General features: G+C 66.4%; 25 protein-coding genes and 2 pseudogenes. 8 read left to right on the top strand and 19 right to left on the bottom strand.

From position 1 onward, the window contains the following. Positions 1–27 precede the first annotated feature (27 nt). The 3 genes from CVA01_RS03720 to CVA01_RS03710 all read right to left on the bottom strand — a co-directional run bounded on the left by CVA01_RS03720 (position 28) and on the right by CVA01_RS03710 (position 3201). Positions 28–1284, bottom strand: coding sequence for a pyridoxal phosphate-dependent aminotransferase (locus CVA01_RS03720; protein ID WP_073884241.1), 1257 nt, complete (start codon positions 1282–1284; stop codon positions 28–30). Between the two features lie 37 nt (positions 1285–1321). Next, positions 1322–2206 carry a hypothetical protein gene (locus tag CVA01_RS03715; protein WP_141328725.1) on the bottom strand — a complete coding sequence of 295 codons (885 nt, stop codon included), beginning with the start codon at positions 2204–2206 and terminating at the stop codon, positions 1322–1324. 71 nt (positions 2207–2277) lie between these two features. After that, the gene (locus CVA01_RS03710) at positions 2278–3201 is read right to left on the bottom strand and encodes an alpha/beta hydrolase fold domain-containing protein (protein WP_244938123.1); all 924 of its coding nucleotides are present in this window, start codon (positions 3199–3201) and stop codon (positions 2278–2280) included. A gap of 203 nt (positions 3202–3404) precedes the next feature. Between CVA01_RS03710 and dnaK the strand changes: the two genes are divergently transcribed. Beyond that, positions 3405–5252, top strand: coding sequence for a molecular chaperone DnaK (gene dnaK / locus CVA01_RS03705; protein ID WP_141328721.1), 1848 nt, complete (start codon positions 3405–3407; stop codon positions 5250–5252). Beyond that, positions 5249–5854: a nucleotide exchange factor GrpE gene (gene grpE, locus CVA01_RS03700; RefSeq protein ID WP_014008874.1), complete on the top strand. Its 606-nt coding sequence runs from the start codon at positions 5249–5251 to the stop codon at positions 5852–5854. The genes dnaK and grpE overlap by 4 nt, the downstream gene beginning before the upstream one ends. Before the next feature lie 103 nt (positions 5855–5957). Here grpE and CVA01_RS03695 read toward each other — a convergent pair whose 3' ends face one another. Together CVA01_RS03695 and CVA01_RS03690 are read right to left on the bottom strand one after the other, a co-directional pair. Beyond that, the gene (locus tag CVA01_RS03695; protein ID WP_141328719.1) at positions 5958–8627 is read right to left on the bottom strand and encodes a hypothetical protein; all 2670 of its coding nucleotides are present in this window, start codon (positions 8625–8627) and stop codon (positions 5958–5960) included. A 4-nt stretch (positions 8628–8631) separates the two neighbouring features. Continuing rightward, positions 8632–9648 carry a DUF1444 domain-containing protein gene (locus CVA01_RS03690; protein WP_014008877.1) on the bottom strand — a complete coding sequence of 339 codons (1017 nt, stop codon included), beginning with the start codon at positions 9646–9648 and terminating at the stop codon, positions 8632–8634. Between the two features lie 120 nt (positions 9649–9768). On the opposite strand from CVA01_RS03690, the gene dnaJ reads away from it, so the two are divergent. After that, positions 9769–10935, top strand: a complete 1167-nt coding sequence (gene dnaJ, locus CVA01_RS03685; RefSeq protein WP_141328717.1) for a molecular chaperone DnaJ — start codon at positions 9769–9771, stop codon at positions 10933–10935. A gap of 46 nt (positions 10936–10981) precedes the next feature. Continuing rightward, on the top strand, positions 10982–11410 hold the full coding sequence (locus CVA01_RS03680; RefSeq protein ID WP_014008879.1) for a heat shock protein transcriptional repressor HspR: 429 nt from the start codon (positions 10982–10984) through the stop codon (positions 11408–11410). Positions 11411–11435: 25 nt separating this feature from the next. Here CVA01_RS03680 and CVA01_RS03675 read toward each other — a convergent pair whose 3' ends face one another. From CVA01_RS03675 to CVA01_RS03650, 7 genes and pseudogenes are all read right to left on the bottom strand, one after another. Beyond that, complete coding sequence (locus CVA01_RS03675; protein WP_014008880.1) at positions 11436–11807, bottom strand: DoxX family protein; 372 nt, start codon at positions 11805–11807, stop codon at positions 11436–11438. Between the two features lie 96 nt (positions 11808–11903). Continuing rightward, the gene (locus tag CVA01_RS15430; protein WP_280528059.1) at positions 11904–12416 is read right to left on the bottom strand and encodes a lipase family protein; all 513 of its coding nucleotides are present in this window, start codon (positions 12414–12416) and stop codon (positions 11904–11906) included. 103 nt (positions 12417–12519) lie between these two features. Next, positions 12520–12702 (bottom strand): annotated as a pseudogene (locus tag CVA01_RS15425) (lipase family protein); the annotation flags it as partial. Between the two features lie 242 nt (positions 12703–12944). Next, positions 12945–14495 carry a basic amino acid/polyamine antiporter gene (locus CVA01_RS03665; RefSeq protein ID WP_141328715.1) on the bottom strand — a complete coding sequence of 517 codons (1551 nt, stop codon included), beginning with the start codon at positions 14493–14495 and terminating at the stop codon, positions 12945–12947. 180 nt (positions 14496–14675) lie between these two features. Continuing rightward, positions 14676–15965 (bottom strand): alpha/beta fold hydrolase, encoded by a 1290-nt coding sequence (locus tag CVA01_RS03660; protein ID WP_141328713.1) that lies wholly within the window; start codon positions 15963–15965, stop codon positions 14676–14678. Positions 15966–15980: 15 nt separating this feature from the next. Next, positions 15981–16988 (bottom strand): SRPBCC family protein, encoded by a 1008-nt coding sequence (locus CVA01_RS03655; protein WP_014008894.1) that lies wholly within the window; start codon positions 16986–16988, stop codon positions 15981–15983. A 12-nt stretch (positions 16989–17000) separates the two neighbouring features. Beyond that, positions 17001–17375, bottom strand: coding sequence for an ArsR/SmtB family transcription factor (locus CVA01_RS03650; RefSeq protein ID WP_141328711.1), 375 nt, complete (start codon positions 17373–17375; stop codon positions 17001–17003). 243 nt (positions 17376–17618) lie between these two features. On the opposite strand from CVA01_RS03650, the gene CVA01_RS03645 reads away from it, so the two are divergent. From CVA01_RS03645 to CVA01_RS03635, 3 genes are all read left to right on the top strand, one after another. Beyond that, positions 17619–17807 (top strand): hypothetical protein, encoded by a 189-nt coding sequence (locus CVA01_RS03645; protein WP_141328709.1) that lies wholly within the window; start codon positions 17619–17621, stop codon positions 17805–17807. 120 nt (positions 17808–17927) lie between these two features. Next, positions 17928–18224 carry a hypothetical protein gene (locus CVA01_RS03640; RefSeq protein WP_141328707.1) on the top strand — a complete coding sequence of 99 codons (297 nt, stop codon included), beginning with the start codon at positions 17928–17930 and terminating at the stop codon, positions 18222–18224. A gap of 179 nt (positions 18225–18403) precedes the next feature. Next, positions 18404–19285, top strand: coding sequence for an exodeoxyribonuclease III (locus CVA01_RS03635; protein ID WP_141328705.1), 882 nt, complete (start codon positions 18404–18406; stop codon positions 19283–19285). On the opposite strand, the gene CVA01_RS03630 is transcribed toward CVA01_RS03635, so the two are convergent. The 7 genes and pseudogenes from CVA01_RS03630 to CVA01_RS03595 form a co-directional block, all read right to left on the bottom strand. Further along, the gene (locus CVA01_RS03630) at positions 19261–20340 is read right to left on the bottom strand and encodes an LLM class flavin-dependent oxidoreductase (RefSeq protein WP_073884388.1); all 1080 of its coding nucleotides are present in this window, start codon (positions 20338–20340) and stop codon (positions 19261–19263) included. The genes CVA01_RS03635 and CVA01_RS03630 overlap by 25 nt on opposite strands. A gap of 634 nt (positions 20341–20974) precedes the next feature. Continuing rightward, positions 20975–21172: a hypothetical protein gene (locus tag CVA01_RS03620; RefSeq protein WP_141328703.1), complete on the bottom strand. Its 198-nt coding sequence runs from the start codon at positions 21170–21172 to the stop codon at positions 20975–20977. Between the two features lie 72 nt (positions 21173–21244). Continuing rightward, positions 21245–22453, bottom strand: a complete 1209-nt coding sequence (locus tag CVA01_RS03615) for an NAD(P)-binding domain-containing protein (RefSeq protein WP_141328701.1) — start codon at positions 22451–22453, stop codon at positions 21245–21247. 22 nt (positions 22454–22475) lie between these two features. Further along, positions 22476–23951 carry an alpha/beta hydrolase gene (locus CVA01_RS03610; protein WP_141328699.1) on the bottom strand — a complete coding sequence of 492 codons (1476 nt, stop codon included), beginning with the start codon at positions 23949–23951 and terminating at the stop codon, positions 22476–22478. Continuing rightward, a complete protein-coding gene (locus tag CVA01_RS03605; protein ID WP_041629754.1) occupies positions 23948–24256 on the bottom strand; it encodes a hypothetical protein in 309 nt (102 codons plus the stop codon). The genes CVA01_RS03610 and CVA01_RS03605 overlap by 4 nt, the downstream gene beginning before the upstream one ends. Before the next feature lie 156 nt (positions 24257–24412). Further along, positions 24413–24655 carry a hypothetical protein gene (locus CVA01_RS03600; RefSeq protein ID WP_141328697.1) on the bottom strand — a complete coding sequence of 81 codons (243 nt, stop codon included), beginning with the start codon at positions 24653–24655 and terminating at the stop codon, positions 24413–24415. A gap of 72 nt (positions 24656–24727) precedes the next feature. Next, positions 24728–25168, bottom strand: a pseudogene (locus CVA01_RS03595) (STAS domain-containing protein); the annotation flags it as partial. A 111-nt stretch (positions 25169–25279) separates the two neighbouring features. Here CVA01_RS03595 and CVA01_RS03590 point away from each other — a divergent pair. Continuing rightward, a complete protein-coding gene (locus CVA01_RS03590; protein WP_170209683.1) occupies positions 25280–26521 on the top strand; it encodes a tyrosine-type recombinase/integrase in 1242 nt (413 codons plus the stop codon). Positions 26522–26551: the final 30 nt, after the last annotated feature.

The following is a 26551-nucleotide window of genomic DNA, read 5'->3' as shown; positions in this document are numbered from 1 at the left end:
CGCAGCCTGATCACCGTCACCTCCCCCCTACTGCTTGTAGCTGGCGAGGAAGTTGCCGAGCCGCTCGATCGCCTCCGCCAGGTCCCGGGCCCACGGCAGGGTGACGACGCGGAAGTGGTCCGGGGTCGGCCAGTTCATGCCGGTGCCCTGGACCAGGTGGATCTTCTCGGCACGGAGCAGGTCGAACATGAACTGCTCGTCGTCGTGGATCTCGTGGACGTTCGGGTCCAGCTTCGGGAACGCGTAGAGCGCACCCATCGGCTTCACGCAGCTCACGCCGGGAATCTCGTTGAGCTTCTCATAGGCAACGTTGCGCTGCTCGAGCAGCCGACCACCGGGGAGCACCAGATCGTCGATGGACTGGCGTCCACCCAGTGCCACCTGGATTCCGTACTGGGCGGGCACATTGGCGCACAGGCGGGTCGAGCACAGCAGTTCGATGCCCTCGATGAAACCCCGTGCATGTTCCTTCGGCCCGGTCAGGACCATCCAGCCGGAACGGAAACCGGCGGCACGGTAGGCCTTCGACAGACCGTTGAAGGTGATGCACAGCAGGTCAGGGCAGAGGGACGCCGTGTTGATGTGGACGGCGTCATCGTAGAGGATCTTGTCGTAGATCTCGTCGGAGAGCACCAGCAGTGAATGCTCCCGGGCGACGGCGACGATCCGCTCGAGCACCTCGCGGCTGTACACCGCGCCCGTCGGGTTGTTCGGGTTGATCACGACGATCGCCTTGGTCCGCGGGGTGACCTTGGACTCGATGTCCTCGATGGACGGGGCCCAGTCGTTCTCCTCGTCGCAGAGGTAGTGGACGGCCTTACCGCCGGCAAGAGTGGTCGCCGCCGTCCACAACGGGTAGTCGGGTGAGGGGATGAGGACCTCGTCACCGTCGTTGAGCAGGGCCTGGGTGGTCATCGAGATGAGCTCGGAGACACCGTTGCCGAGGTAGACGTCATTCGTGGTGAACGCGGGGAAGTCGGGGATGAGCTCGTAGCGGGTGACCACGGCGCGGCGGGCAGAGGGAATGCCTTTGGACTGGGAGTACCCGGCGGCGTAGGGCAGGCCGGTGATCATGTCCTGGACGATGGTGTCCGGGGCATCGAAGCCGAAGGCGGCAGGGTTGCCGGTGTTGAGCTTGAGGATCCGGTGGCCGTCGGCCTCCATACGCTCGGCCTCGGCGTTCACCGGGCCGCGGATCTCGTAGAGGACATTCTGGAGCTTCGTCGACTGGTCCAGGGGACGAAGCTCCACGGGGTGCTTCGGTGTGGTGCTCATTCCTCCCATCATGCCAGCGTGGGACTACTGCGTCCGCGATACCCCGCTATTCGGTGGTCTCTCCGGCGGTGTCACCCGTGTCACCTGCGTCACCGGTGTCGCCTGTGTCGCCTGTGTCACCGCCGGGGGTGTCGGTGCCCGGGGTGCCGGTGCCCGGGGTGCCGGACTCACCCGGGGCCTCGCCGGTACCGCCGGTCCCCGGATCGGGGACAACGGTGTTCCCGGTGCTGTCGTCTGTGGTGTCGGTCGGGGTGGCGTTCCCGTCGTCCCCGGTCCCGCTCCCGTCGTCGGTGATTCCGCTGTCCCAGGACTGGCCACCGGTACCGTCGCTGTAGGGGTCGTACCCGTAGTTCTGGCCCGCCGACGGCATATCCCCGGACGGGGTGGACTCTTCGCCGTTCCAGGCCTCAGGGTGCTGGTAGTTGGGTTGCACGCTGGTCAGGGGCGTGGGGCCGGAGGATTCGTTGCCGCGCATGAGAGCCGCGGTGATCAGGCCGACCACGACCGCGAGGATCGCGCCGACGATGAGGATCCAGGCCCACGGGGGAATCCGGCGGAAGCCACTGCGGTCGTCCTCCTCGGTGTCGTCCCCACCGGCAGCGGTCACGGCGGGTGCCTCAGCAGGTGACTCCACGGCCGCCGCCGGTGCCGCCAGATCCGCGGGCCGTGGACTGTCGTCGCGGATCGCCGGGATGATGCCGGTCATCTCCGGGTCGGATGTGTGACCGAGCGCCTCCTCGCCCACGACATCGGCGTCGACGACGGAGCCGTCCGTGGTGTTTCCGGCGTCGTCCTCGTTCTCCACGATATCGGCGGTGAAGCCGGAGCGGGTTGCCGCATCGCCGAAAGAGAACTCGGTGTCCTCGAACGCCGCGGTCTCCCGGGGCCGGTCATCACCGGTGGGGCGCTGAGGGTCTGAGGGTTCGTTCATCTGATCTCTTCGTTCCGTCGGGCCTGCGTCGGTCTCTGTGTCGGGTTCAGGGGTGCATTGACTGTTCCATACTAGTCAGAGTCGGTGCCCCCGCTAAGCCACGCGATGACTTCCTGCCGCGCGGCCCTCCCCTCAGGGGTCGGTGTCAGCGGGTGGACGTGCACCGCACCAGGGGTTGTCCGGATCTTGCATCCGGTCAGGCGACCGTCGAGCGCGAGGGCGTCCGCATGGAGGATGTCGCGCGTCCCCGTCCACACCCTCACCTGAGGGAGGGACGCCAGTACGCTGTCCGTCGCGGCCAGCGGACTGACCAGAGGATCCTGCAGGCTCCGCCCGCCGGCCCAGGCCTCACCTGCGACCCGCAGTCCTGCCGGATGCAGCCAGGGGTCGTCGGCGACGAGGGCGTCGAGACCGGGGGTGGAGCAGGTGACATCGAGCCAGGGGGAGATCAGTCCGACGCGGTTGACCGCAGACGCGGCGTCCCGGTGTCCGGTGGTGAGCATCCACCCGAGTGCGAGACCGCCGCCGGCGGAATCCCCGGCGAGCCGCAGCCGGTGTCCGGACCGCTCCGCCTCCGCCGCGGCGTCCCCGATGACGGTGTCCAGCAGGGAAAGTGCGTCCTCGGCGTCATGCTCGGGGGCGAGGCCGTAGTCAAGGACGATGACCCGGGTCCCGGTGGCGGCGAGGTCACTGATCAGTGACCAGTGCCGGACGTCGAGGCCGGAGACGTACGCGCCGCCGTGGAGGTAGACGCAGATGTCGAGCGGGGTGTCACGCGGGGCGTCGGTGGCGGGGACGAGGCTGTGCACGGCGAAGGTGCCGGCCGGGGTGGTGACCTCGTCACTGACCACGTGGTTGACCTGGTAGAGCTCGTGGGGGACCGGGGCGGAGGTCCGGGGCTGCTCCAGTGCCCGGCGGAGTTTCTCCGGGGAGGCCAGGAGGGGGTGTCGCGTGCGCCGGAGATAGGCGGCGACAAGCTTCATCTGCAGGCTCATGGGGTCTGATCGTAGTGCCCGAAAAAAAGTTGAGCGCACCGGGAACAAGTTCGCGGGCTTCGCCGTTGTACCGTGTGTCATCAAGTTGAGCCGGATATGCTCAACTAGGTTTGACAGTCCGGAGAACCGGGTGCAGACTTGAGTCCGGCTCGCTTAACAAACAGTGCAACATCATCAGCACCAACACACAGGAGGACGTCATTATGGGACGCGCAGTGGGAATTGACCTCGGAACCACCAACTCGGTGGTCTCTGTTCTGGAGGGTGGCGAGGCCACCGTCATCGCCAACTCCGAGGGTGCCCGCACCACCCCGTCCGTCGTGGCCTTCGCCAAGAACGGTGAAGTGCTCGTCGGCCAGCCCGCGAAGAACCAGGCGGTCACCAACGTCGACCGCACCATCCGCTCCGTCAAGCGGCACATCGGTGATGACGCATGGACCACCGAGTCCATCGACGACAAGAAGTACACCGCCCAGGAGATCTCCGCCCGCATCCTCATGAAGCTCAAGAGGGACGCCGAGGCCTACCTCGGTGAGGACGTCACCGACGCCGTCATCACCGTCCCCGCCTACTTCAACGACGCACAGCGTCAGGCCACCAAGGATGCCGGCCAGATCGCCGGCATGAACGTCCTGCGCATCGTCAACGAGCCGACCGCCGCCGCCCTGGCCTACGGCCTGGAGAAGGGCGACAAGGAGCAGACCATCCTGGTCTTCGACCTCGGTGGCGGTACCTTCGACGTCTCCCTGCTGGAGATCGGCGACGGCGTGGTCGAGGTGCGTGCCACCTCCGGTGACAACGCTCTCGGCGGCGACGACTGGGACCAGCGCATCGTCGACTGGCTCGTCGACAAGTTCAAGTCCGCCAACGGCGTGGACCTGTCCAAGGACAAGATGGCCCTGCAGCGTCTGCGTGAGGCCGCGGAGAAGGCCAAGATCGAACTGTCCTCCTCCCAGCAGGCCAGCATCAACCTGCCGTACATCACCGTCGACCAGGAGAAGAACCCGCTCTTCCTCGACGAGACCCTGTCCCGCACCGAGTTCCAGCGCATCACCCAGGACCTCCTCGACCGGACGAAGAAGCCCTTCGCCGCCGTGCTGAAGGACGCCGACGTCTCCGTTTCCGAGATCGACCACGTCGTTCTCGTCGGTGGTTCCACCCGTATGCCCGCCGTCTCCGAACTGGTCAAGGAACTGACCGGTGGCAAGGAGCCGAACAAGGGCGTCAACCCGGACGAGGTTGTCGCCGTGGGCGCTGCCCTGCAGGCAGGCGTCCTGCGCGGTGAGGTCAAGGACGTGCTGCTCCTCGACGTCACCCCGCTGTCCCTCGGTATCGAGACCAAGGGCGGCGTGATGACCAAGCTCATCGAGCGCAACACCACCATCCCGACCAAGCGGTCCGAGACCTTCACCACCGCCGAGGATTCCCAGCCCTCCGTGCAGATCCAGGTCTTCCAGGGTGAGCGCGAGATGGCCCAGCAGAACAAGCTGCTCGGCTCGTTCGAGCTCGGGGGCATCGCCCCGGCCCCGCGTGGCGTCCCGCAGATCGAGGTCACCTTCGATATCGACGCCAACGGCATCGTGCACGTGACCGCCAAGGACAAGGGCACCGGCAAGGAGTCCACCATCACCATCCAGGACGGTTCCGGCCTGTCCCAGGACGAGATCGACCAGATGGTGAAGGATGCCGAGGCCCACGCCGAGGAGGACAAGAAGCGCCGCGAGGAGCAGGAGGTCCGCAACTCCGCCGAGTCGATGTCCTACCAGACCCGCAAGTTCCTCGCCGACAACGAGGACAAGGTCTCCGAGGATACGAAGACCAAGGTCACCGAGGCCGCCGACGCCGTCGACGAGGCCCTCAAGGGCGACGACATCGAGGCCGTCAAGGACGCCGTCGAGAAGCTGTCCGCCGAGAGCCAGGAGATGGGCAAGGCCATCTACGAGGCCGAGGCCGCCAACGCCGAGGGCGCTGAGGGTGCCCAGGGTGACTCCGCTGACGACGACGTCGTGGACGCCGAAGTTGTCGACGATGCCGAGGATGAGAAGAAGTGACCGAACCCAACCCCGCCGACCCCGGCTCCCCGTCGGAGACCGACGAGGAGTTCACCGAGGCCGCCATGCCCGAGACCACTCCTGAGGAGGACGCCATGGGCGCCGACGCCGCCGAGACCCTCGCCGGTGACGAAGATGTCGTCATTGACACCGCCGACGCCGACATCGACGGCTCCGGAGAGCTCTCCGACGCCGAGCAGCAGCTCGCCGAGCGGACCGCCGACCTCCAGCGGGTCACCGCGGAGTACGCCAACTACCGCAAGCGCACCGAGCGCGACCGGGTCGGCATCCGCGAGTCCGCGAAGGCCGACGTCGCCGCCCAGCTGATCCCGCTGCGCGACGACCTCGCCCTGGCCGAGCAGCACGGTGACCTCACCGGACCGCTCAAGTCCGTGGCCGACAAGCTGGACTCCCTGTTCAGCGGCCTGAAGATCGAGGCCTTCGGCGCCGAGGGCGACACCTTTGACCCGTCGCTCCACGAGGCTGTCCAGGACACCTCCACGGGTGACGAGAAGGTGCTCGGTACGGTGCTCCGCCAGGGCTTCCGCCTCGGGGACCGCACCCTGCGTACCGCGATGGTCATCATCGCCGACCCGCAGTAGGCCCCTCGGCGGTCCTCCAGCCGCCCTCAGTACCGAAATTCCCACCATCTGAAGTACGCCCCGGCCAACGGAGCGTTCCCCAGGTGGTGGGAATTTGGGGCACTCACACCGAGCGGTAGTACTCCGCCCGCCACACCTGGGGCTGCGCTGCCTCCGGGGTCAGCTTCTCCCTCCGCTCCGCGAGGATCCGCACCTGCGCGGGCTGTCCGGGATTCACGCCCACGGCGGAGCTGTCCTCCGGCATCGCCTCTCCGAGATCCACGGACTCCGAGAACCCACCCGCCGGGACCTTGAGTTCCGTCTCGGTCACCTCACCCCCGACCTGGCGTCCGGTGATACGCAGGGTCAGTGTCCCGCCGGTCGCATTGTCACCGTCGACGGTCAGCGAGGTCCCGTCCCGTCGTACGGACACCCCGGTCAGGGCGACGGACGCCTCCCCGTCGACCACAGTGGGCCAGTCGCCGTCTCCAGCATCGTCAACGACCGTCACCGGGGATCCACCGACCTCAACGGCACCGTCCGTCACTGCGACCGGGCGGCCGAGAACATCGCTGCAGGTCGCTCCATCGGGCACGGACACCCGGAGCGTCGGTTCCCCGGAGGTTTCCCAGGGCTCGGGGAAGGGATGGAAGTCAGTTCCTACGCGGGTCGCGTTGGTGATGTACCCGTTCTGTCGACTCCACAGCACCCTGACCTCGCGACCACCTGTCGTGAAACGGAGCCCGTGAAGATCGGGATGGACGGATTCGAGCCACCCGAGGAAGGACGCGCCGTCGAGGACCTCCGAGGCGTGGGCGAAGGCAGCCGCTGAGGGCTTCGGTGAGCGGTCCACGTGAAACAGGCCGTAGTGGTATTCGGGGTCGGACGGATCCACCCCGTACTTGTCGTGCCAGAGGCCGTCCGTGAGCTGGTACCAGTGCACCCCCTTGACGTTGCAGGCCTTGGCCAGCAGAAGTGACAGTAAGACCGCGTCCGCTGCTACGCGTGGTGGGTCGTTCCACCACGTATTCGGCCTCGTGCAGGCGTAGGCTTCGGTGAGCCAGAGCTGGTCGGGCCCGGGATGCTCGTCCAGATATGCCCGGGCCTGGCGGGTCTGACCGAGAAAGTTCCAGGTGGCTCCGTCATAGTCGGCGGTGTAGTTGCCTCGTCCGGCGTGCTCGGCGATGCCGTCGAGCAGTTCCCAGCTGCCCCGGTCGCGGAGGGTGTCGAGGAAGGTGGAGTCCCAACCTGCCATGGACGCGGCGAGGAGTGCGGCATCCGAGCCTGTCCGCTCCTTGGCTGCGTGGAAGGGGACCAGCCAGCGGTCGGAGTACTCGGTGGCCAGAGCAGAGATCTCATCGCCGGACCCTCTGGCATTCCACTCATTGAGGAGTTCGTAGATCTCCACGCCTGAGTCTTCGCCCCTGGTCAGGGCGTCTTCTGTCCAGTCATCGAAGCTCTGTGCGTCCGGGTCGTCGAACTGCCCGGGGGTCCCGGACGGCAACAGGCCTGTGCGGATTCCCGTTGCCTCGGATTCTTCGGCCGAGAGCCATGGATTCCGTAGGTGACGGACACCGAGCCGCTCCCACAGTGCCCGTTCCTCCGCGACGGGTTCCAGCCCCGGCTCCTGACTGCCCTGGTCAAGTGTCGAGAATCCTCCCAGTCCGATAATCGACTGCTCCGCCGGACCGAAGTCGTACCGGGGCCAGACTGCTGCGGTTGTCCGGGCGAACGAGCTCCCGGAGGTGACATCAAGGCAGTACCAGTTCCGGTCGTCCGGCAGGGTGATCTCCACCTGCGCATCCTGGTGCCGGACGCTGTCCGGGACCGACACCGTCACGGAGGAGTGGTGCACCTCGGCCCCGTCGTAGTCGCGGACGAGCAGATCTACTGCGGTCTCACCGGGTGCCCCCGCGACACCGACCGTGACGGTGCGTGTCCCGCTTTCCTCGAAGACGTTGTAGGTGTCCGGGAGATGCACGTCAATCAACGGTTCAGGAAGTTCCGGATGGCCGAGTACACCGCCGGCGAGCAGAAGCCGGCCGTCATGGACGAGCTCCCGGGCCTCGGCGACCGCGGGGTCTGTCCGGAAGACCACCGTTGCGCGCCAGATCCCGTCATCCCCGCGGGTCGGCGGGACGTGGATACTCGTGGGGATGCTGTCCCGGCACCCGGCGACGGTGAAGACGCCGCAGATCCGCGCGTCATCCACCGCCCAGTCGGTGAAGATGTGCTCGGTCACACGCTCCAGATACGGGACACCGCCTCTGGGGTCCCTCGCCCATCTGGTCGCAGGTACCTGCACGGTGGGGTCGGCGTCAATCAACGTCCGGATCATCCGCCCCCCGGAGAGAGCGTCCTCGTCGGCGTCCCCGGGCAGGGTGAACTCCCAGTCGTCGGTGACGGTGCCGCCGACCGCCCGCCAGGTCACGGCAGCGGTGTAGCCGTCCCCAGGCACCTCGAAGTCCACGTGGACGGTGCCCGGCGACGAGGTGTCCACTGTGGCGCCGCGGGTGCCAAGGTTGCCGCTGAACCGGTACCCGTCGAAGTGCACCAGTTCGCGACCGTCGGCGGTGGTGACGGTGACGCGACCAGGGTGGGAGGCGTCCCCGGTGATCAGCTGCAGGTCACCGGGGTCGACGGCGGCAGGGGTGTCCGGCGCGTCGGAGTCGTCGGAGCTGTCGGAGAGGAAGTGGAGGGCGGCGAGTCCGCCGACGGCGGCGGTGCCGGTCAGGCCGGCACCCGCGAGGAAGACCCGGCGGTGGATGGAACGTGCGTGAGGGGAGGGGGGCATAGGGTCAGTCTTCGTCTCTTCCTTCGTTGATCCGGTCCATGAGGTAGGCGTCCGGATAGACCTGGATGACGCGTTGACCGTCATCGTTGTCGGTGATGTCCGTGAACGGCAGGACCTCGGCGCCCTCCCGCATCAGGTGCAGCTTGGGGCTGACCGGCCCCGGGTTTTCGGTGAACTGGGCGACCGCCACGGAGGTGACGGTGTTGATCCCGGCGAGCAGGTCCTGACCGGAGGTGACCGACCGGACCAGGAGCAGGTGCCGGTGCGGGGCGGCGACCATGATCCCGGCCTCCGTGTCCAGGTCGGGGGCCCAGTCGGGCAGCAGTTCGTCGAGGAAGAGCACGGCGGACGCCAGGAAGAACGACCCGGATTCGATGACCCAGAAGTTTGCGCCGGGATCGTCGCCGTGGATCTCGTTGACGTCGATCTCGGCCTCGGTGAGTTCCTGCCAGAGATTCCGGTAGCCGGCGTGCCAGAGGTCCTCGAGGTCGGCCTGCGAGGTCAGTCCGCGGGCTTCGAGAGTCTTGTCCGGCAGTGTCATGACGGTGGTCGGGGTATCGATGACCAGGGAGACGACGAGGTCGTCGGTCCAGGGCCGGGTGGACAGCGAGAACTGCTCGGAGTCCCGTTCGGCGACCGGGGTGAGCATGTCCCCGGCGACGAGACGCACCTTGAGCTGCCGGAGGAAGTCGGCCTCGGAGAGTTCGGCGGGGTCGATGCGGTGGGACATGGCGTCCAGCAGGTTGTGGACCTGGGTGGCGATGTCCTCGCGGGTGAGGTCCTCGCCGGCCTGGACCGCCTGCGCGGTCTGGAGGGAGAGGTTGTCGAGGCCGATGAGTTCGGTGTCCTCACCGCGGGTGGCGGAGATGTACCCGTCGGGACGCCAGGTCGTGGTGAATCCGAGCCGGTGGAGTTCACGGAGGGCCTCGTCACGGAGCATGTCGGCGGTGATCCGGGACAGGTGCGGGAACATCGTGTCCGGGGTGTCGTCGGGTGGTGTCCGTTGGCCTCTGAAGAACATGCGTATGACCCTACCGGCCGGGAATGTCGCCCGCCCCCGGGGCGTTGGAGGAGTTAGACCTTAGCGTGTTAGACTCAAGTTTCAATTACAGGCGGGAAGCCGGGAAGGGAGCGCACCACAGTGGCACAGAAGGAGTGGATCGACAAGGACTACTACGGTGTCCTCGGCGTCTCATCCTCGGCCAGCGCTGACGAGATCAAGAAGGCCTACCGGAAGATCGCGCGGGACAACCACCCCGACGCGCACCCGGGGGACGCGGTCGCGGAGGAGAAGTTCAAGTCCGCCTCCGAGGCCTACTCGGTCATCGGTGACAAGGACAAGCGCGCCGAGTACGACGAACTCAAGTCCATGGCCGCCAGCGGTATGGGCGGCATGGGCGGCATGGGTGGTACGGGCGGCGGCTTCTCCCGCGGCTTCGGTGGCGGCGGCTTCGGCGGCGGCACCGGCGAGAGTTTCGATCTCGGCGACATCTTCGGCGGCATGTTCGGCGGTGGCGGCGCAGGTGGCGGCAACCGCACCCGCGCCCCGCGTCGCACCCGTGGCGCCGACGTGGAGACCGAGATCACCCTCGATTTCCGCGAGGCGACCAAGGGCGTCACCGTCCCGATCCGGCTGACCAGCCCGGCACCCTGCACCACCTGCCGTGGTTCAGGCGCCACCCCGGGTACCTCGGCGACCCGCTGCTCGACCTGTCACGGTGAAGGCCTCGTCTCCGAGAACCGTGGTGCCTTCGGCTTCTCCCGGCCCTGCCCGGACTGCAACGGCACCGGCACCCGGATCGACGACCCCTGCACCGACTGTGGCGGATCCGGCCGCGTCACCCGCACGCGCACCATCACGGTCCGTGTCCCCGCCGGTGTCGTAGACGGCCAGAAGGTCCGTCTCGCCGGTCAGGGCGAGGCCGGGGAACGCGGACGCGCAGCCGGTGACCTCTTCGTCACCGTGCACGTCCGCCCCGACGAACTGTTCACCCGCTCCGGAGACGACCTGAAGATCACCGTTCCGGTGAGCTTCACCGAGCTCGCCCTGGGTGACACGGTCACTGTCCCGACCCTCGACTCGAAGGTCCGGGTGCGCGTCCCGGCGGGCACAGCCGACGGCACGACGCTACGGGTGCGTGGACGCGGCGTCGCCAAGCGCAACGGCAATTCCGGTGACCTGCTGGTCACGGTGCGGGTCAGCGTCCCGAAGCATCTCGACGAGGGAGCGGCCAGTGCACTGCGCCGCTACGCCGAGGAAGAGAAGAGGTCCGGTATCGACCCGCGGGCGAACTGGGCAGGGAACTGATCCGGGAACTGATCCGGGAACTGACGGAGAACTGAGGTGAGCGCACATGGCGGAGAAGCGGAAAGGTGATCTGTGTGACCGTGAGGTCTACGTGATCTCTGTCGCCGCAGAGATCACAGGCATGCACGCGCAGACGCTGCGGACCTACGACCGGATGGGCCTGGTCAGCCCCGAGCGGACCAGCGGTGGCGGACGCCGCTACTCCCGGGAGAACATCCGGCAGCTCATGGAGATCCAGCGTCTCAGTCACGACGAGGGGGTCAACCTCGCCGGCATCAAGGCGATCATCGACCTGCAGCAGCGGGTCGCAGCACTGGAACGCGAGAACGACGGCCTGCGGCAGCAGGCGGGACGCCGCAGCGGGGAGATCGTCCACGTTCCCCGCTCCACTGCGGTGGTGCTGTGGGAGCAGCGGCGTCGGCGGCGGGGGAACGACCGCGACGGCAGGGGGGACGCGGGCACCGCGGACGCCTAGAGCAGCGCTGGAGCAGTTGGAGCAGCTAGAGCAGTGCGAAGCCGAGGACGGCACTGGCTGCCGTGAGGACGCCGAGCCCGAGTGCCGGCAGTCCCTGCGTGGTCAGCTCGTGCCGGCGGACGTGCGTGGTCACCGCGCCGACCATCACGAGCAGCAGGCACACCGAGGCGACGGGGGTCAGGACCGGCAGGATGTCCAGGGACCGGGGGAGGATGAGGCCGAGCGCGCCGAGGAACTCCACGGCGCCGATGAGTTTCACGGTGTTCTCGGAGAAGTTGTCGGCCCATTCGAGACCGGCGTCGACGAGGTTCTCCTTGGCGCGGCTGATCTTCATCAGGCCGGATCCGACGAAGGAGACGGCGAGGATGATGTTGATGATCCAGAGCAGGACGGTCATGCTGGTGTCCTTCCGGTGACGGTGACCGTGCGGCGGTGTCGGTGGTAGGTGGTAGGTGGTAGTGCCCTGGATACTAGCCGACGTGGACGTCCGGCGTCAGGCCCCTGCCGGGACTCCGTTGAACCGGTCGACGAGCCACTCGAAGGCCGTTCCTGCCTGGGAGAACATCGGGATGGCGTGGTTCATGGCGGTCTGCGGCATCATCTCCGGCAGCGGGTCGGTGACGAAGTCGACGGTGCCGCCGAGCCCCCGGTAGGCGTCCGCCAGTTCCCGCGCCTGGCCGTAGGGGATGGTGTCGTCGTGCAGGGCGTTGATGAGCAGCATCGGCGCGTTGAGGGCACGGTCGTCCAACCGGTAGTTCGGGCCGGTGAACACCGCGTTGACCTGCGGGTCCTGCTGGAGGATCTCGGCGAGCGACCGGCCGTCGACCGTCAGCGTGCGGGTGTCCGTCTTCTCCCAGTTCTCCACCGACTGGCCGATGCACTCGTCCGCAGTGGCGGCCAGGTACCGCTTCCCCTCGTCGTTGAGGTAGCGGTCCATGAGAGGGCCGAGTTCGGGGTAACGGGTGAGGGCGCCGTTGACTGCGTAGCCGGCGACCCCGGCGATCATGTGGTTGTCGACAGACTTGACGACCTCCAGCAGATCGGACGGGGGGAGCGCCGGCGAAGGTTCCTTTCACGCTGAGTTCCGGGGCGTAGGACGCGGCGAGTTCCGCGGCACCGGCGGCCGCCCCGCCGCCCTGGGAGTAGTCGTAGAAGGCGACCGGGGAATCGGTGGGCACCCCGGAGAAGGCGAGCCCCGCCCGGGCGGCGTCGAGGGTGGCGTGGCCCTCCTCGGTGTGGTTGACGTAGGTGTGCTGGCCGGGTGTGCCCAGGCCGATGAGGTCGGCGGCGATGACCCGGATGCCCAGGGCGGACGCGGCGGGCAGGGACGTCTGGGAAGTCTGGGAGGTCCAGGGGTGCTCATGTCGACAGTACGCACGGCTCGACAGCGCAGAATATGCGCTGGAGCAGGTGCTGTATGGAACTGTGGTGGCCGCTGGGTGGGCCTGACCGGGCTGGGGAGCGCCGAAATGTATGAGCCGTGGAACAGTCTAGCACCGTCGGACATTGACCCGGATCGACCGGTCCGGGGTGATCAGTCCAGGGTAACGGTGCCCTGGGCGATGCCCACGACCGCGGCGATGGCGGCGACCAGCACGACCGCGACGACGACCCACTCGAAGGCGTTGAAGATTCGGCCGTGGTTGCGGATCCGGGTGAGTACGTAGACCACCATGCCCGGCACCACCAGCACCATGCCGAGCAGCACGAACTTCGGATCTGCGGCGTAGAACAGCCACAGGGAATAGAGGACGCCCACTGCGGCGATCACCGCGTGCAGCGCATTCGTGCGGCGGGAGACGGCGGGGCCGTCGAGGTTGAACAGGCGTCCGGCGTCCGGATGCTGCAGACCGCTGCCCTTCGTCGACAGCAGCAGCAGGTACAGGGCACCGAAGAGGTAGGGGATGAGGTACAGCGAGGTCGCGAGCTGCACCATCGTCGTGTACGCGGACTCGTTGAGGAAGAACACGACGATGAACAGCTGGATGACGCAGGCCGACATGAACTGCGCGATGACCGGCGCGCCCTTCACGTTGATCTCGCCCAGCTTCTTCGGCAGCAGTTCGTCCTGCGCCATCATCGTGATCGGCTCGGCGCACAGCATCTGCCAGGAGACGTACGCCCCCAGCACGGACAGGGCCAGGCCGACGGAGATCAGTGCCCCGCCCCACGGGCCCACGACGATCTCCAGAACCTCGGCCAGGGAGTTGTCGCCCATCTGCGCCAGCTCGTCGCGCGGGACCACACCGTAGGATAGGAAGCTGACGAGGACGAGCAGGAGGAAGACGGCGAGGAAGCCCAGCAGGGTGGCCAGGGAGACGTCCCGGCGGGTCTTCGCCCGGCGCGAGTACGCCGAGGCGCCCTCCACCCCGATGAACGCCCACACGGTGAACAGCATCATGCCCTGGACCTGGGTGGACAGGCTGGCGGTGTGGTCGCCGGCGCCGGTACCGTCCTCGCCGAAGGTGGCGAGGCGTCCCCAGAAGTCCGCGGTGAAGACCTCCGGGTGGAAGCCGACGAACGCGACGATGATGAGGAACGCGAGGATGGGCAGCAGTTTCGCGGCGGTGGTGAAGATGTTGAGCAGCGCCGCCTGCCGGACGCCCCGGGCCAGCACGCCGAAGATGACCCAGGTCATCACGGAGACGCCGATGGCGTTGACCAGCGGGTAGGAGCCGTCGAAGACGGGGATGAAGTAGCCGACCGCGGTGAAGAACAGGGTGGCGTAGCCGACCTGCGCGATGATGGACGCCAGCCAGTAGCCCCAGCCGGACGCGAAGCCGACGAAGTCGCCGAGCCCGGCGCGGACGTAGCTGTACACGCCGGAGTCGAGGTGCGGTTTGCGCTGGGCCAGGGACTGGAAGACGAAGGCGATGCACAGCATGCCGACGCCGGTGATGAGCCAGCCGATGACGGCCGCGCCCGGGGAGGCGACGCTCGCCACGTTCTGGGGCAGGGCGAAGATGCCGGATCCGACACATGCGCCGAGGATCAGCGAGATGAGCGTCGGCAGCCGGACGGTGTCGGTGCGGCCGCCTGCGGCGGGGGAGGAGCCTGCGGAGGCGGCGGTCTGGGCGGTGGTCACGGCCGGTTACCTTAGTGCCGTCGGATTCCGGTCGCCTAACGCCGGACGCCGTGTCGCGGGGGTGGGGCGGTCAAAGGTCGGGTGGCGGTGGCTGGAACGGGGCCAGTTCTGCACGGCCACCTGTGCACATCTGTGTACTTTGTGTACTTCTGTGTACAAGGCCCCGTCAGTGGTTGCTGCTCAGTGGTCCCGGGCCAGGTCACGCAGGGTGCGGAACAGAGTGGCCCCGTCGACGCCGAGACCGTTGTGCTCCCACCGGTTCGTCACGTGGGGACGCAGCCCGCCGATGTGGGACGCCGTCTCCATCGACAGTTCGAAGGGGACGAAGATGTCGTCGAGGTAGACGGCTGCGGCAGAGCGGATGCCGTTGTCCGCGGTGGCGGCCAGGGCGTCGCTGTCGTAGAGCGGGATCCAGTCGTCCTTCGCGGCGAGCTCGGACGCGGCGTCCTTCCAGGGACGCAGTGCCGGATCCTCGTCGAAGAGCCAGGGGCGGATGTGCTCGCCGTAGAGGTACACGGGGTCGGCGTCCTCGATGGTCTCGGTGAAGCCGGGGGTCTGTTCACCGATGCGGGACGCCGCCCAGTTGGTCGCGGTGTCCGTGCCGTAGATCGACTCGTGGACGACGGCGTAGAGCGGGGCGTCGGCGAAGCGGACCTCGTCGGCGACGTGGAGGAGGAAGGGGGTGCGCAGCCGCTTCTCGCCACCGACCGTGTGGAACGGGTCCTCGAGGAGGTAGTTCAGGGTGTCGAAGCCGCCGGTCCGGCCGAGGTTCATGCCGACCATGCGGAAGCGGCGGGAGGAGAGCCGGGAACCGTCGGCGAGGAACTCCTCGTGGGTGTCGAGGTGCCGGCAGATGTCCCGGATGAGTTGAGCGGACCCGGGGAACTGCGCGTGGAGACGTTCATTGCGCACCGCGGTCTTGGCGTAGGTGGCGCGGTAGACGTCGTCGATCGGGACCAGACCGGGCAGACCACCGGTGAAGAAGGCCTCGGCCACACCCTCGGGGTGCTGCGAGAGGTAGGTGGTGATGCAGAAGCCGCCGAAGGACTGGCCGAGCAACGACCACGGCTTCTCCTCGAGGGCCTCGCGGAGCAGCTCGGCGTCCGCCACGATGCTGTCGGCGCGCAGGTGGGTGAGGTACCCGGCAGGGAGGGGGACGGCGGCATCCACCGGCGTGGACCGGCCGGTGCCGCGCTGGTCGAGCAGGATGACCCGGTAGTTCTTCAGGGCCTCGCCGAGCCAGCCGCCGATCTCGCGGGTGGGGGCGGTGGGACGCAGTGCGCCGTGACCGGGCCCGCCCTGGAGGAAGAGGAGGGCGGGCAGGTCCTCGCCGCCGAGGGGGACGTACTCGCGGGCGAAGACGTCGATGGTGCGGTCGTCGGCCGTGTCGCCGTGGACGAGTGGTGTGGTCAGCACGTGTTCTGTCACGGTGTGGCCGTGGCGGCGGGTCGAGGTCGAGGTGAGGTTCATGACCTCGGTTCTACCTCATTGCGGCAGCACCTCCTGTTCCAGCCGCGCGTAGCTGGACTCCATGCCGTCGACCATGCCGGTGGCGAGGACCTGCTCACGGATGTCGGCGTCCGGATAGGTGATGAGGTAGCTGAGGAGCGTCCCGTCCCCGACAGGGGTGAGCGTCATCTCGTTGAGGGTCCGGGGACTTTTCGCGCCGGTGGGGTCGTCCGGAGAGATCATGGTCTCGGTGGTGACCAGCCGGTGCGGAGCGGCGATGTCCACGACCTCGCCGGTGAAGCCGAACTGTTCGCCGGTGGCGTCGTTGCGCCACTCGGAGCGGTAGATGTCACCGACGGAGGTGCCGGCCTGGCAGACCGGCATGCTCCAGCCGTCAGGGCCGAGCTGCCAGCGCTGCAGGAGTTCGGCCTCGGTGTGCGCCCGCCAGACCTGGTCGACGCTGCCGCAGATGACCCGGGAGACGCGGGCCTGCGTCTCACCGATGCGCTGCAGTCCGGTGCCGTTGCCCGCCGCGAAGGACGCCAGATCGGCGAGGACCGCCTCGATCTGGCCCATGGCGGCGCGGGTGCCCTCGATCATGCCCATGGCGGTGAGTTTCTCGAGCTCCTCGAGGGAGTTGAACGAGGTGACGGTGGTGACGCGGGAACCCGGGGCGTCTTCCGTGCCGGTGTCCGTGAACTCGAAGTCCATGGTCATGGTCGGCATGATGGCGCTCGCGGTGCCGTTGTCGTCCTCGGCGAAGCCGTCGCGGACGGTGAATCGGTGCGGGGCCTCGACTGAGTCCCACTCCCAGAACCCCGGGCTGTGGTCACCGTCCGGGCCGGTCATGAAGTAGTGGCTGCGTCCACCGGGGTAGGCGTCGTGCCTGGTGAAGGTGGCCGGGTACTCAGGCGGACCCCAGAAGCGCTCGATCTGACGGGGGTCGGTGTAGGCATCCCAGAGACGTCGGGCGGGGACGGGGAAGTCGGCGACGATGGTGAGGGTGAGGGCTTGTTCGTCGGTGGTGACAGAGGTGACAGGCATGATGTCGGCCTTTCAGGTGGTGGTGGAATCTCCGGCGTCTTCGGTGAGGAAGGTGTCGAGGCGGTCGATGCGTGCGCGCCAGAGGTGTTCGAACCGGGCGAGGAGTTCCTGTGCCCGGCGGATCGTGGCCGGGTTGCCCCGGATGATCCGTTCGCGTCCGCGGGGGATGCGTTCGACGAGGTCGGCGGTCTCCAGGACGCGGACGTGTTTCTGGACGGCGGCGAAGGACATGTCGTAGTCGTGGGCGAGGGTCGTCAGTGAGGCCTCCTCGGTGAGCGTGCGACGCATGATGTCCCGACGGGTCCGGTCCGCGAGTGCCCGGAAGATCCGGTCGACGTCATCGTCGGTGAGCGCGGCGGTGGTACCGTCGTAAGTATGCGAAACCATATGGTTGTATGTTAGTGGCAGGAGAGTGCTCTGGCAATGGGTGGTGGCTGCCTGGCTCGAAATATCCGAGCAGGGATCCCGCGAACCCGGCAGTTCGGCGGATCTGTGCTCGCAGATTTCGTTGCGCCCGGTACGCCAGCTGGAACATGCACAACTCACGTTCCTTCTACAGTGATGGGCGATGCGTTCTCTGGATCGAGCCTCACGGTGGATCGCAGCCGTCAAGAACTCACTGACGGCCTCGTGTCACGTCTGGAGTACTCCGGATTCCTCGTTGATGCTGCAGGTGGCACCGACCCCGACGAGACCATGGACCACAATGTGCCGGCCTCGTTGGCGTTCATGGCCAATGAGACCGGAGTTGAGGTCATGCCGGATTGGATCCGGTCCCTGGCTTTCGCCGTGACGGCGGTGGACGCTTCGGGGCAGTAGTCCCTGAACGTTGTCCACAGGATCCTGGGGTTTTGTCTGCGGCCGACCGCTTGCGTGCTCGCAGGTGACGTACCGTTCTGACATCTCGCCGAGGGGGCGGGGAAAGAACGGAGGGGAAGTATGACCGCGGATGAACGGATCAGACTCGTCCAGGTGATCGTTGCCGCGCTGGCGATCCTGGGTGCACTGCCCGCCGTCGGGCAGAAGCTGAGATCGGACAACCGGGCTGAATGGTACCGGCGGTACGCGCAGGCGACGGAGTGGTCGTTGCGGGAGGAGTTTGAAGCGAAGGCGATCGGGTGGCTCAACCTCACGGAACTTGGGGACAGTGCACTGATCACGCATACCGAGGTGCCGCTGGTGAGGTCACTGGCACTGGACCGAGTGAAGCGCAGGAAGCGCACATCCTCCACCTGAAGGCACGCGCCGCGTACAACGCGAACAAGCACACCAACGACATCCTGCCCCGGTTGATCTACGAGGAGCCCGGCAAGGACGTCCCACCCAATGCCATCGACGAGCTGCAGATCATGCCGAAGGAGCGGTGGTGGCAGCGGCTCAGGGCGTCCTGACCGGCACCGGGTAACCTCACCGGCATGCTCCGCATCGCCACCGCCAACGTCAACGGGATCCGCGCCGCGCAACGCCGGGGCTTCGGCGACTGGCTGGACGCACGTGACTGCGACGTCATCGCAGTTCAGGAGGTCCGGGCACAGCCCGACAAGATCCCGGAGGACGCCTTCGGGAACTACCACGTCGCCCTGGAGACCGGGAATATTCCGGGACGCAACGGCGTCGCGGTGCTCACGAGGACGCCACCGGTTGCGGTACGCACCTGGAGTAACGGATCAGACCGCGTCCCGCTGCCCCGGACGCTGCGTCCCTTCATCGCGCAGGGACGCTACATCGAGGTCGACCTTGCGGATGCTCCCTTCACGGTCGCCTGCCTCTACCTGCCCAAAGGCGGGCTGCCGGCGGAGATGCAGCGTCCGGAACGGATGCGTGAGGCACCCGACGGAGGTGCCCGCTACGAGCGCAAGATGGGGTTCCTCGCCGGCTTCGGACGCTATCTCACGGCCACGCGCCGGGCAGCGCTCGCGGAGGGCAGGGAGTTCCTGCTCATGGGGGACATGAACATCGCCCACACCCGCCACGACCTCACCCACTGGCGGCGCAACCAGAGCCACGACGGCTTCCTCCCCGAGGAACGCGAGTGGTTCGACCGGCAGCTCTCGCCGCGAACCCTGGTCGATGTCGTCCGGTCACTGCACCCGGACGAGGACGGACCCTATTCGTGGTGGTCATGGGCCGGACAGTCCTTCGCGAAGGACGCCGGGTGGCGCATCGACTACCACCTCGCCACACCCCGTCTGGCGCGCACCGCAACATCTGCGGGGGTGGACCGGGACTTCCGCGGTATGAGACTCTCGGACCACTCGCCGGTGGTCGTGGACTACGACGATTCAGCGATCGGGTAGCCGGTGACCGTGCCCTTCGTGTTCGGCTCCCAGCCGAGCTCCGGGGCGACATGCTCGGCGAAGTTCTGCAGGATGCGCAGGTTCGCGTCCACACCCAGCTGGCTGGGGATGGTGATCATGAGGGTGTCGGCCTCCAACAGGGCGGCGTCCTTCTTCAGCTGTTCGACGAGCTTGTCCGGTTCGTCGGTGTAGGTGCGTCCGAAGGTGGCCTGGCCGTCATCGATGTAGCCGATGCCGCCCTCGTCGCCGCCGATGCCGAACATCCGCATGTCGTCCTCGGAGGTCACCGGGATGATGGAGCGGGAGACGGAGACGCGCGGCGTCCACTGGTGGCCGGCCTCCTTCCAGGCGGCGCGGTAGGCGCGGATCTGGTCAGCCTGGAGGTCCTCGAAACGGTCGCCGTTGGCCTCGGTGAGCAGGGTGGAGCTCATGAGGTTCACGCCGTCGTGGGCGGCGCGCACGGCGGTGTCGCGGGAACCGGCGCCCCACCAGACGTGCTTGCGCAGGGACATCGAGTGCGGCATCACCGGCACGGGGACGTCCGGGTGGTACATCCGCGGGTACTGCTGGTCCAGCGGCAGGGAGGTCGCCATGCCTTCCCCGTCGACGGCGGCCATGAAGCGGAGGAACTTCTCGCGGGCCATTGCCGCCCCCTTGGGGTCATCGGCGGCCGGGTGGTAGCCGAAGGCCTCGTAGCCGCGGTCGACGGGCTCGGGTGATCCCCGGGAGACGCCGAGGGCGACCCTGCCGTCGGACAGCAGGTCGAGCTGTGCGGCTTCCTCGGCGAGCTGCAGCGGGTTCTCGTAGCGGATGTCGATGACGCCGGTGCCGACCTCGATACCGCTGGTCCGCGCCGCGATGGCGGAGAGCAGTGGCATCGGGGCGGAGTGCTGGGGTGCGAAGTGGTGGACGCGGAAGTACGCGCCGTTGACGCCGAGTTCGTCGGCGCCGACGGCGATCTCCAGCGCGTTCCTGAGATTCTCCTTCGCGCCGGGGATGCGGCCGGAACCGCTGAGGTCGTAGTGTCCGAAGCTGAGGAAGCCGAAGGCCTTCACGGGTGCTCCTTCAAGTCAAGTAGTTGATGTGTCAACTATATCTTGCGCGGAGGGCAGATGCAAGGGGTCCGGGGGCATTCGTGGCGGGATGTCCGCACCACGCCGCCGGAGGTCGCTCGGGGGCGTCCGAACAGCCTCAGGTCGCGTGATGCGGACACTCCACGCGGTACGGTCGGGGTCATGGGTATCGACCGCACCATCCCGAACATCACCGTCCCGGACCGGGTGGCGCTCGAAACCAGCGTCCGTGAACCCCGCCGTCTCCTGCTTCCTCACCACGGTGGACGAGGTGCAGACGGTGCTGGGCCGCGTGGTGGAGCAGGGTCTTGAGGTGGTGCACCTGCTGAGTGAGGAACCCTGGGGCGTGAGCAGGTTCTTCTACCGGGACTCCGCGGGGGACGGTCATCAACGTCGGGTCGCATACCTGAGCGCCACCGCGCCGTTGGTTGGCGTGGTCGGTGAAGTTGCCGTCGGCGGCGGGCAGCGGATCCGGCTGGGCGGTCGGGCCACCGGGGAGGGTGACGGGGACGTAGATGTCGAGCAGGCCGACGGTGTTGTCCCGGTAGTCCTGGACGATCCACCGGGCCTTCTCCTGCCCGCTGGTGACATCGATGTAAGCGGTGGAGACGGTTCCCTAGTCAGCGAGGAACAGCAGGCGGCCGTGGATGTCGATGGCGTAGGCGGTGGCGTCCGCGGCTACTCGGGCGACGATGGACCGGACGGTGCTCTCCGCCTCGTACTGGGCGCTGAACTCGGCGGAGACACCGGCGACGGCAAGTCCGCCGACAAGGACGACAGAGGCGGACAGGGCGAGGAGGTGGGTTGTTCTCATGGGAGCTCACGCTACGGTCCGGGTAGTGGGTCACGGAGCAACCCGTAGTCTGAACCTGCAGGCCAGGCGGGGTCATACCGGGGGACGACGTGGTGGCTTCCCCACCAGCACCCGCGCCGCAGCCCTCCCGGCCAGCCGCCCGGCGCGGTTCGCCCCGACCGTCGAGGCAGTGGACCCGTAGCCGACGAGGAGGACGCGGGGGTCCTTCGCCACGGTCACGTCGTCGGTCATCCGGATCCCGCCACCGGGTTCCCGCAGCTGCAGAGGAGCGAGGTGGGTCAGGGCAGGACGGAAGCCGGTGTTCCAGAAGAGCACGTCGACGTCCTCGGTGTGGCCGGGTTCGAAGGGGGACCAGCTGGCGGGCTGTTCCAGCGTGGCGGCGTCCTCCTGCGCCTGTGCGGAGGGTTCGCCCCACACCACGCCGTGGGGCGTGATGTGTCCGATCATTCCGCGAGAGACCAGGACGCCGGACGCCACGGCGTCGAGGTACTCCGGCCACGGCGGGATGCCGGTGTTGCGCACCACCGAGTCCGGACGCCGCCCCTGCGTCGTCGCCTCACGGACGCGGTCCTCGACCTTGTAGCCCCAGCGTTGGTCGAACTGGTCCGGGGTGAAGTTCGGCGGACGCCGTGTCGCCCAGAGCGTCTGTGCCGCAGATCCCGGCTGGTTGAGCTCCAGGAGAAACTGGACGGCGGAGAGCCCGCCACCGATGACGAGGACGCGATCCCCCGCGAAATCCTCCTTGCTCACGTAGTCGGCGGTGTGGAGCTGGCGCCCGGTGAAGTCGGCGATACCCGGTGTGTACGGGATGTACGGATGGGTCCAGGTGCCGGTGGCGTTGAGCAGCAGCCCGGTGCGCACGGTGGCGCAGGCGCCGTTCTGCAGGACGGTGAGTTCGAGGTCGGCGCCCCGGTCTGCATCTTGCGTCCCGCCTGTGCTGTGGACGGCGACGACCTTCACCGGACGGACGACCTGCAGCCCGAAGTTCTCCTCATAGCGGTGGTAGTAGTCGGCGACCAGGCGGGACGCCGGGACCTGCGGGTCCGGACGCTCCAGGGGGAGCCCCGGCAGGTCGGCGATGCCGTGGGCATTGCCGAGGGTGAGGGAGTCCCACCGGTGGCGCCATGCCCCGCCGGGGCCGTCATCGGCGTCGAAGACCAGGAAGTCCGTGCCGGGGACAAGGCCGCGGTGGACGAGTTCGTGGGCGGCAGCGAGCCCGGCCTGGCCGGCGCCGATGATGACGGCGGGGATGCGGTCGGGGATGCCGGTGGGTGCGGTCATGGTGCCGAGGCTAGTCGTCCGGCTACTTCCTCAGCGCTTCCAGCACGTTCTCGTCGGTCTTGTAGCTGCTGTGCTCGTCGCCGAGGTCCCCGTCAAACAGACCCCACAGGCTGCCCGCGAGATCCTCACCGTCATCGACCAGCTCCCCGACCGGACCGAGTGCGTCCTTGGCGCGGTCCCACAGGCTCCGGTCACCGGGGTCCTTCCCGTTGACGTAGTCGGCGCCCCAGTCCCGGTCCGCGGGGTCGTCCCCGTGGAGCTGCGGTTCATCCGCCATGATCCCGATCATGTCCCCCGACTTCTTGGAGACGTGGACCTCGGCGTCCCCGTCCAGCGCCCGGAGGTTGAGGTCGTCGGCGGAGCCCGCTGTCATACCGGGGCTGCCCATGAGATGGATCTGGTCCGCCTCCAGTGCGAGGATGGCGTCCCCGGCCGCCTCGTCGATGACGCGGGTGCCGTAGCTGTGCCCGACGACGCTCAGTTCGGCATCCGGGTTCCGTTGCCGCAGGGCCGACTGGTGGGCACGCAGTGTGGATCCCGCAGCCTCGGCGCGACCGCTGACTGCCGCGCCGAACAGGTTGGACGGTGGCGACCACTCACGCCAGACGACAGTCGCCTGCCCGGGTCCGGTGAACCGTCCGGCGAAAGCCGCCCCGTCCTTCAGCCCCGACATGCCTCCGGATCCGGTGCCCGAGACCACGGTGGTGATCTTGTCGGCGGTGTCGATATTGCCGAGGGTCACGCCCAGTTTCCCGCCGTCCATGGAGATCTCCACCCCGATCTCCGCCGGGTCCTGCCCGTGGGCGCGCAGTTCCCTGATCGCTTCGTCGGCGATCTCCAGTACCTTTTCCCGACCCTCCGGGGTCAGGGATGCATCGAGTGCCCGGTCGATGCGTACCCCGTCCGGGATTCCGTCCGGGGACTTCGCGGATTTTCCCCGGACGCCGGGGGAGACAACACCCGGGGTGCCCTGCCCTCCGGCATCGACCAGCGCGGCGGCGGTGATCGCGGCGGCGGCGGCGACGTCCATTCCAGCGACTGCCGCCATGGCCGTCCGAAGTGTCACGGTGAACGCCGTCTCGGCGGCATCCGTCGCCGTGCCCACCCCGGGCAGGGTGTCGAGGACCAGCATCCCGACCCCGGCAAGACTCTTTCTCCCCGACGTGACCAGCCCGTTGCCGTGGACGGTCATGCCGGCGGTCTCGGCGGCGGTGATCGTCGCATTCACGATGGCCTGGGTGACGGTGAGAAAGCCGCAGTGCCCGTCCAGCACCCCGGACACCGTGTCTGCCGTGCCTCCGAGCGTCCGGATCCGACCGGATGAGGAGGCCAGGCGGCCCCTCATGCTGTCAGATGAAGCCCCTTCCCACCGCGGAAGGACGGCGACCCCGTCTGTACCGGTGGCGACCGCCTCCAACTCCGTGCCGGTGCTCGACCAGCTGTCCGCGGCGAGAGAGGCCACGGCCACAGGAGCGTCGGCGATGTCCCTGATCCTCATGACGCGGCCCCCTCGAGATCCGTCGCGGCCTCGGTTTCCGCGGTGCAGACCGTAGCGACGAAAGTGCGCAGACTGCCTGCTGTCGCACAGGTGGCGGCACCCTCCCCGGCCACCGACCGGGACATCGTGGTCGCGGCGACGGCCAGGGCTTTCGCCACGAGTCCGCCAGGTAGAGCATTAGGCGGTGCGACCCCGGTGACCTGCAGGAGCCGCCCGGCCGCCTCCATCCGGTCCCCGTACCCCGTCAGTTCCCCTGCCGCCTGTTCCACAGCTGTCGGCTCGATGCCGAAATCCCCTGATCCCATGACCCCTCCCGGTGTCCGGTTGTCCGTCCTGGCCACTCCGTCGGCGGCTCCGGTGGATCAGGACAGTAGCGGCGTCTCCGGAAAAGGGTCAATGTTCGTCGGCAAACCTGTGGACAACTCTCTTCCGGTTCGTGCCACCGCCTGTGGACAACCAGGTCAGGAGGGGCAGGTGTCCTCTCCGGTCGGAGAGAAGGAGCTGGTGATCAGGCAGTAGACGGCACCGCCGGCGATCACGGGGAGGATGACGGAACCCAGGACCGACTGCTGGATCCCGTCGGTGACCTCAGAGACCGGCGGGAGACCGGTGGTCTCCGCGCCGGCGGAGGGGACTGCGGTGAATGCGGTGCCGGCAGCGAGAGCGACGGCGGCGGCAGCGGTGGTGATGCGACGTGCGGACATGGTGGAAGGTCCGTTCTGACCGGAAATGGTGTCCGTGCCGACTGACCCTACGCGCCTGCGTCACCCCCGCCGCTATCCCAGGCGTCCCTCCAGGCGGTCGATGTAGCCCTGGCTCGTGGCGTCCAACCCGGTGAACGTGACCTGCTTGCCGCGCCGGGCGTACTGCTCACGCACGCCCTGGAGTGCGGCGACGGTGGAGGAGTCCCACACGGTCGTCGCCGAGAAATCGACGGAGACCTCGTCCGGGTCTCCGGCGTAGTCGAACTGGTACACCAGGTCATTCGAGGAGGCGAAGAACAGCTGCCCCTCCACCCGGTAGGTGCCCTCGCCGGTGCGCTCGACACGGGTGAGGTGGGCGACGCGCCGGGCGAAGCCGACCATCGCGGTGAGGACGCCGAGGATGACGCCCACCGCCAGGTTGTCGGTGACGACCGTGGCGATGACGGTGACCAGCAGGACGCAGGTCTCCGACAGGGGCATGACGCGCAGGGTGCGCACCGAGTTCCAGTCGAATTAAGCGCTCAGAACCAACAACCCAACAACCAGGCATTGAGAACAAACACTAAGCAAAAAACTACCAAAAAAATGTCCCAACACATGTCCCAACATGATACAATCACAATTATGGCAAGACGAGCATACGGCACCGGCAGCATTTATAGAACAAAAGTGCGAGGAAAAGAATTATGGTGTGCCGAAAAAGCAGCAGGCAAAAACCCAAACGGCAAACGAAAAAAAATTAGAGGTTTTGGAGAAACACAAAAAGAGGCAAAAGCAAACCTGGAAAAAAACATTGTGAAAAAAATCACACAACCACAAACACAACAACCCACAATTCAGGAACTACTACAATTCTTCAACAACCATCAAACAGACACTAACGCTATAAACAACATCACAATCAAAGAAATCATTGAAACAAAATACTTGCCATACAAAGAGGAACGCACACAACAAAAAACAAACGACAACCGGCAGGGCATCTTCAAAAAACACATTCTGCCATATGTTAATAATACTACAATAGACAACTACAACCAGGAACTAATAGAAAAAATACTCAACAAATCAACGGAACCCGCAACAACAAAAACCATCTACTCACAAATTAGAGCACTAACCACGTATCTCATCAACTACGGCTACATCGCACAAAACCCACTATCACAAATACCCAAACCCAAATACACCCCCAAAAACCAAACCCGCAATAACACTATCATTGATACCGCCACCGACGACGTTAGAACCATCGTAAAACAATACAGCCAGGACAAAACCAAAGAAACAGAAACACTACTACTACTATTACTGCTAATGGGTTTACGCAGAATGGAACTTTTAGGACTAACCTGGGACTGCATATTAAACATCGAAAAAAAGGGACAAGCACAATTACTCGTAAAACAGCAGCTTGACGACAAAAAAGGTTTTAGAATCAAGCCAACCACAAAAACAAGCGAAATACGCACAATCTATCTACCAGAGGATATACGGCACGCTCTACTAAAAAGGAAACAACAAAACCGAAAAATCTACAACAACATTGAAAAATACGAAAATCTTGAAAGCTTGGTATTTATTGACGACACCGGAGAAATCATAACACCCAATAAATTACGCGGGATCTGGAAACGAATCTGGAAAGAGTTCTACAGGGAGAATTATGAATCTAACAAATTCACCATTCACTACATGCGACACATAGCAGCAAACCTGCTTCTACAATCACAATCACCACAAACAACACAATCAATCATCGGAGACAAGGAGGCGGTTCTGGACAAATACTATTCACACGCTTCACGCAAACAACAGCAGGAGGCGGCACAACAACTACAAAAATGGCTCACAACACTGTTCTAACGGCCTGAAACACCCAACCCCACCAACCAC

This window comes from Corynebacterium variabile (assembly GCF_006539825.1).
GTDB lineage: Bacteria > Actinomycetota > Actinomycetes > Mycobacteriales > Mycobacteriaceae > Corynebacterium > Corynebacterium variabile.
This window is presented reverse-complemented; position numbering and strand designations above follow the sequence as displayed.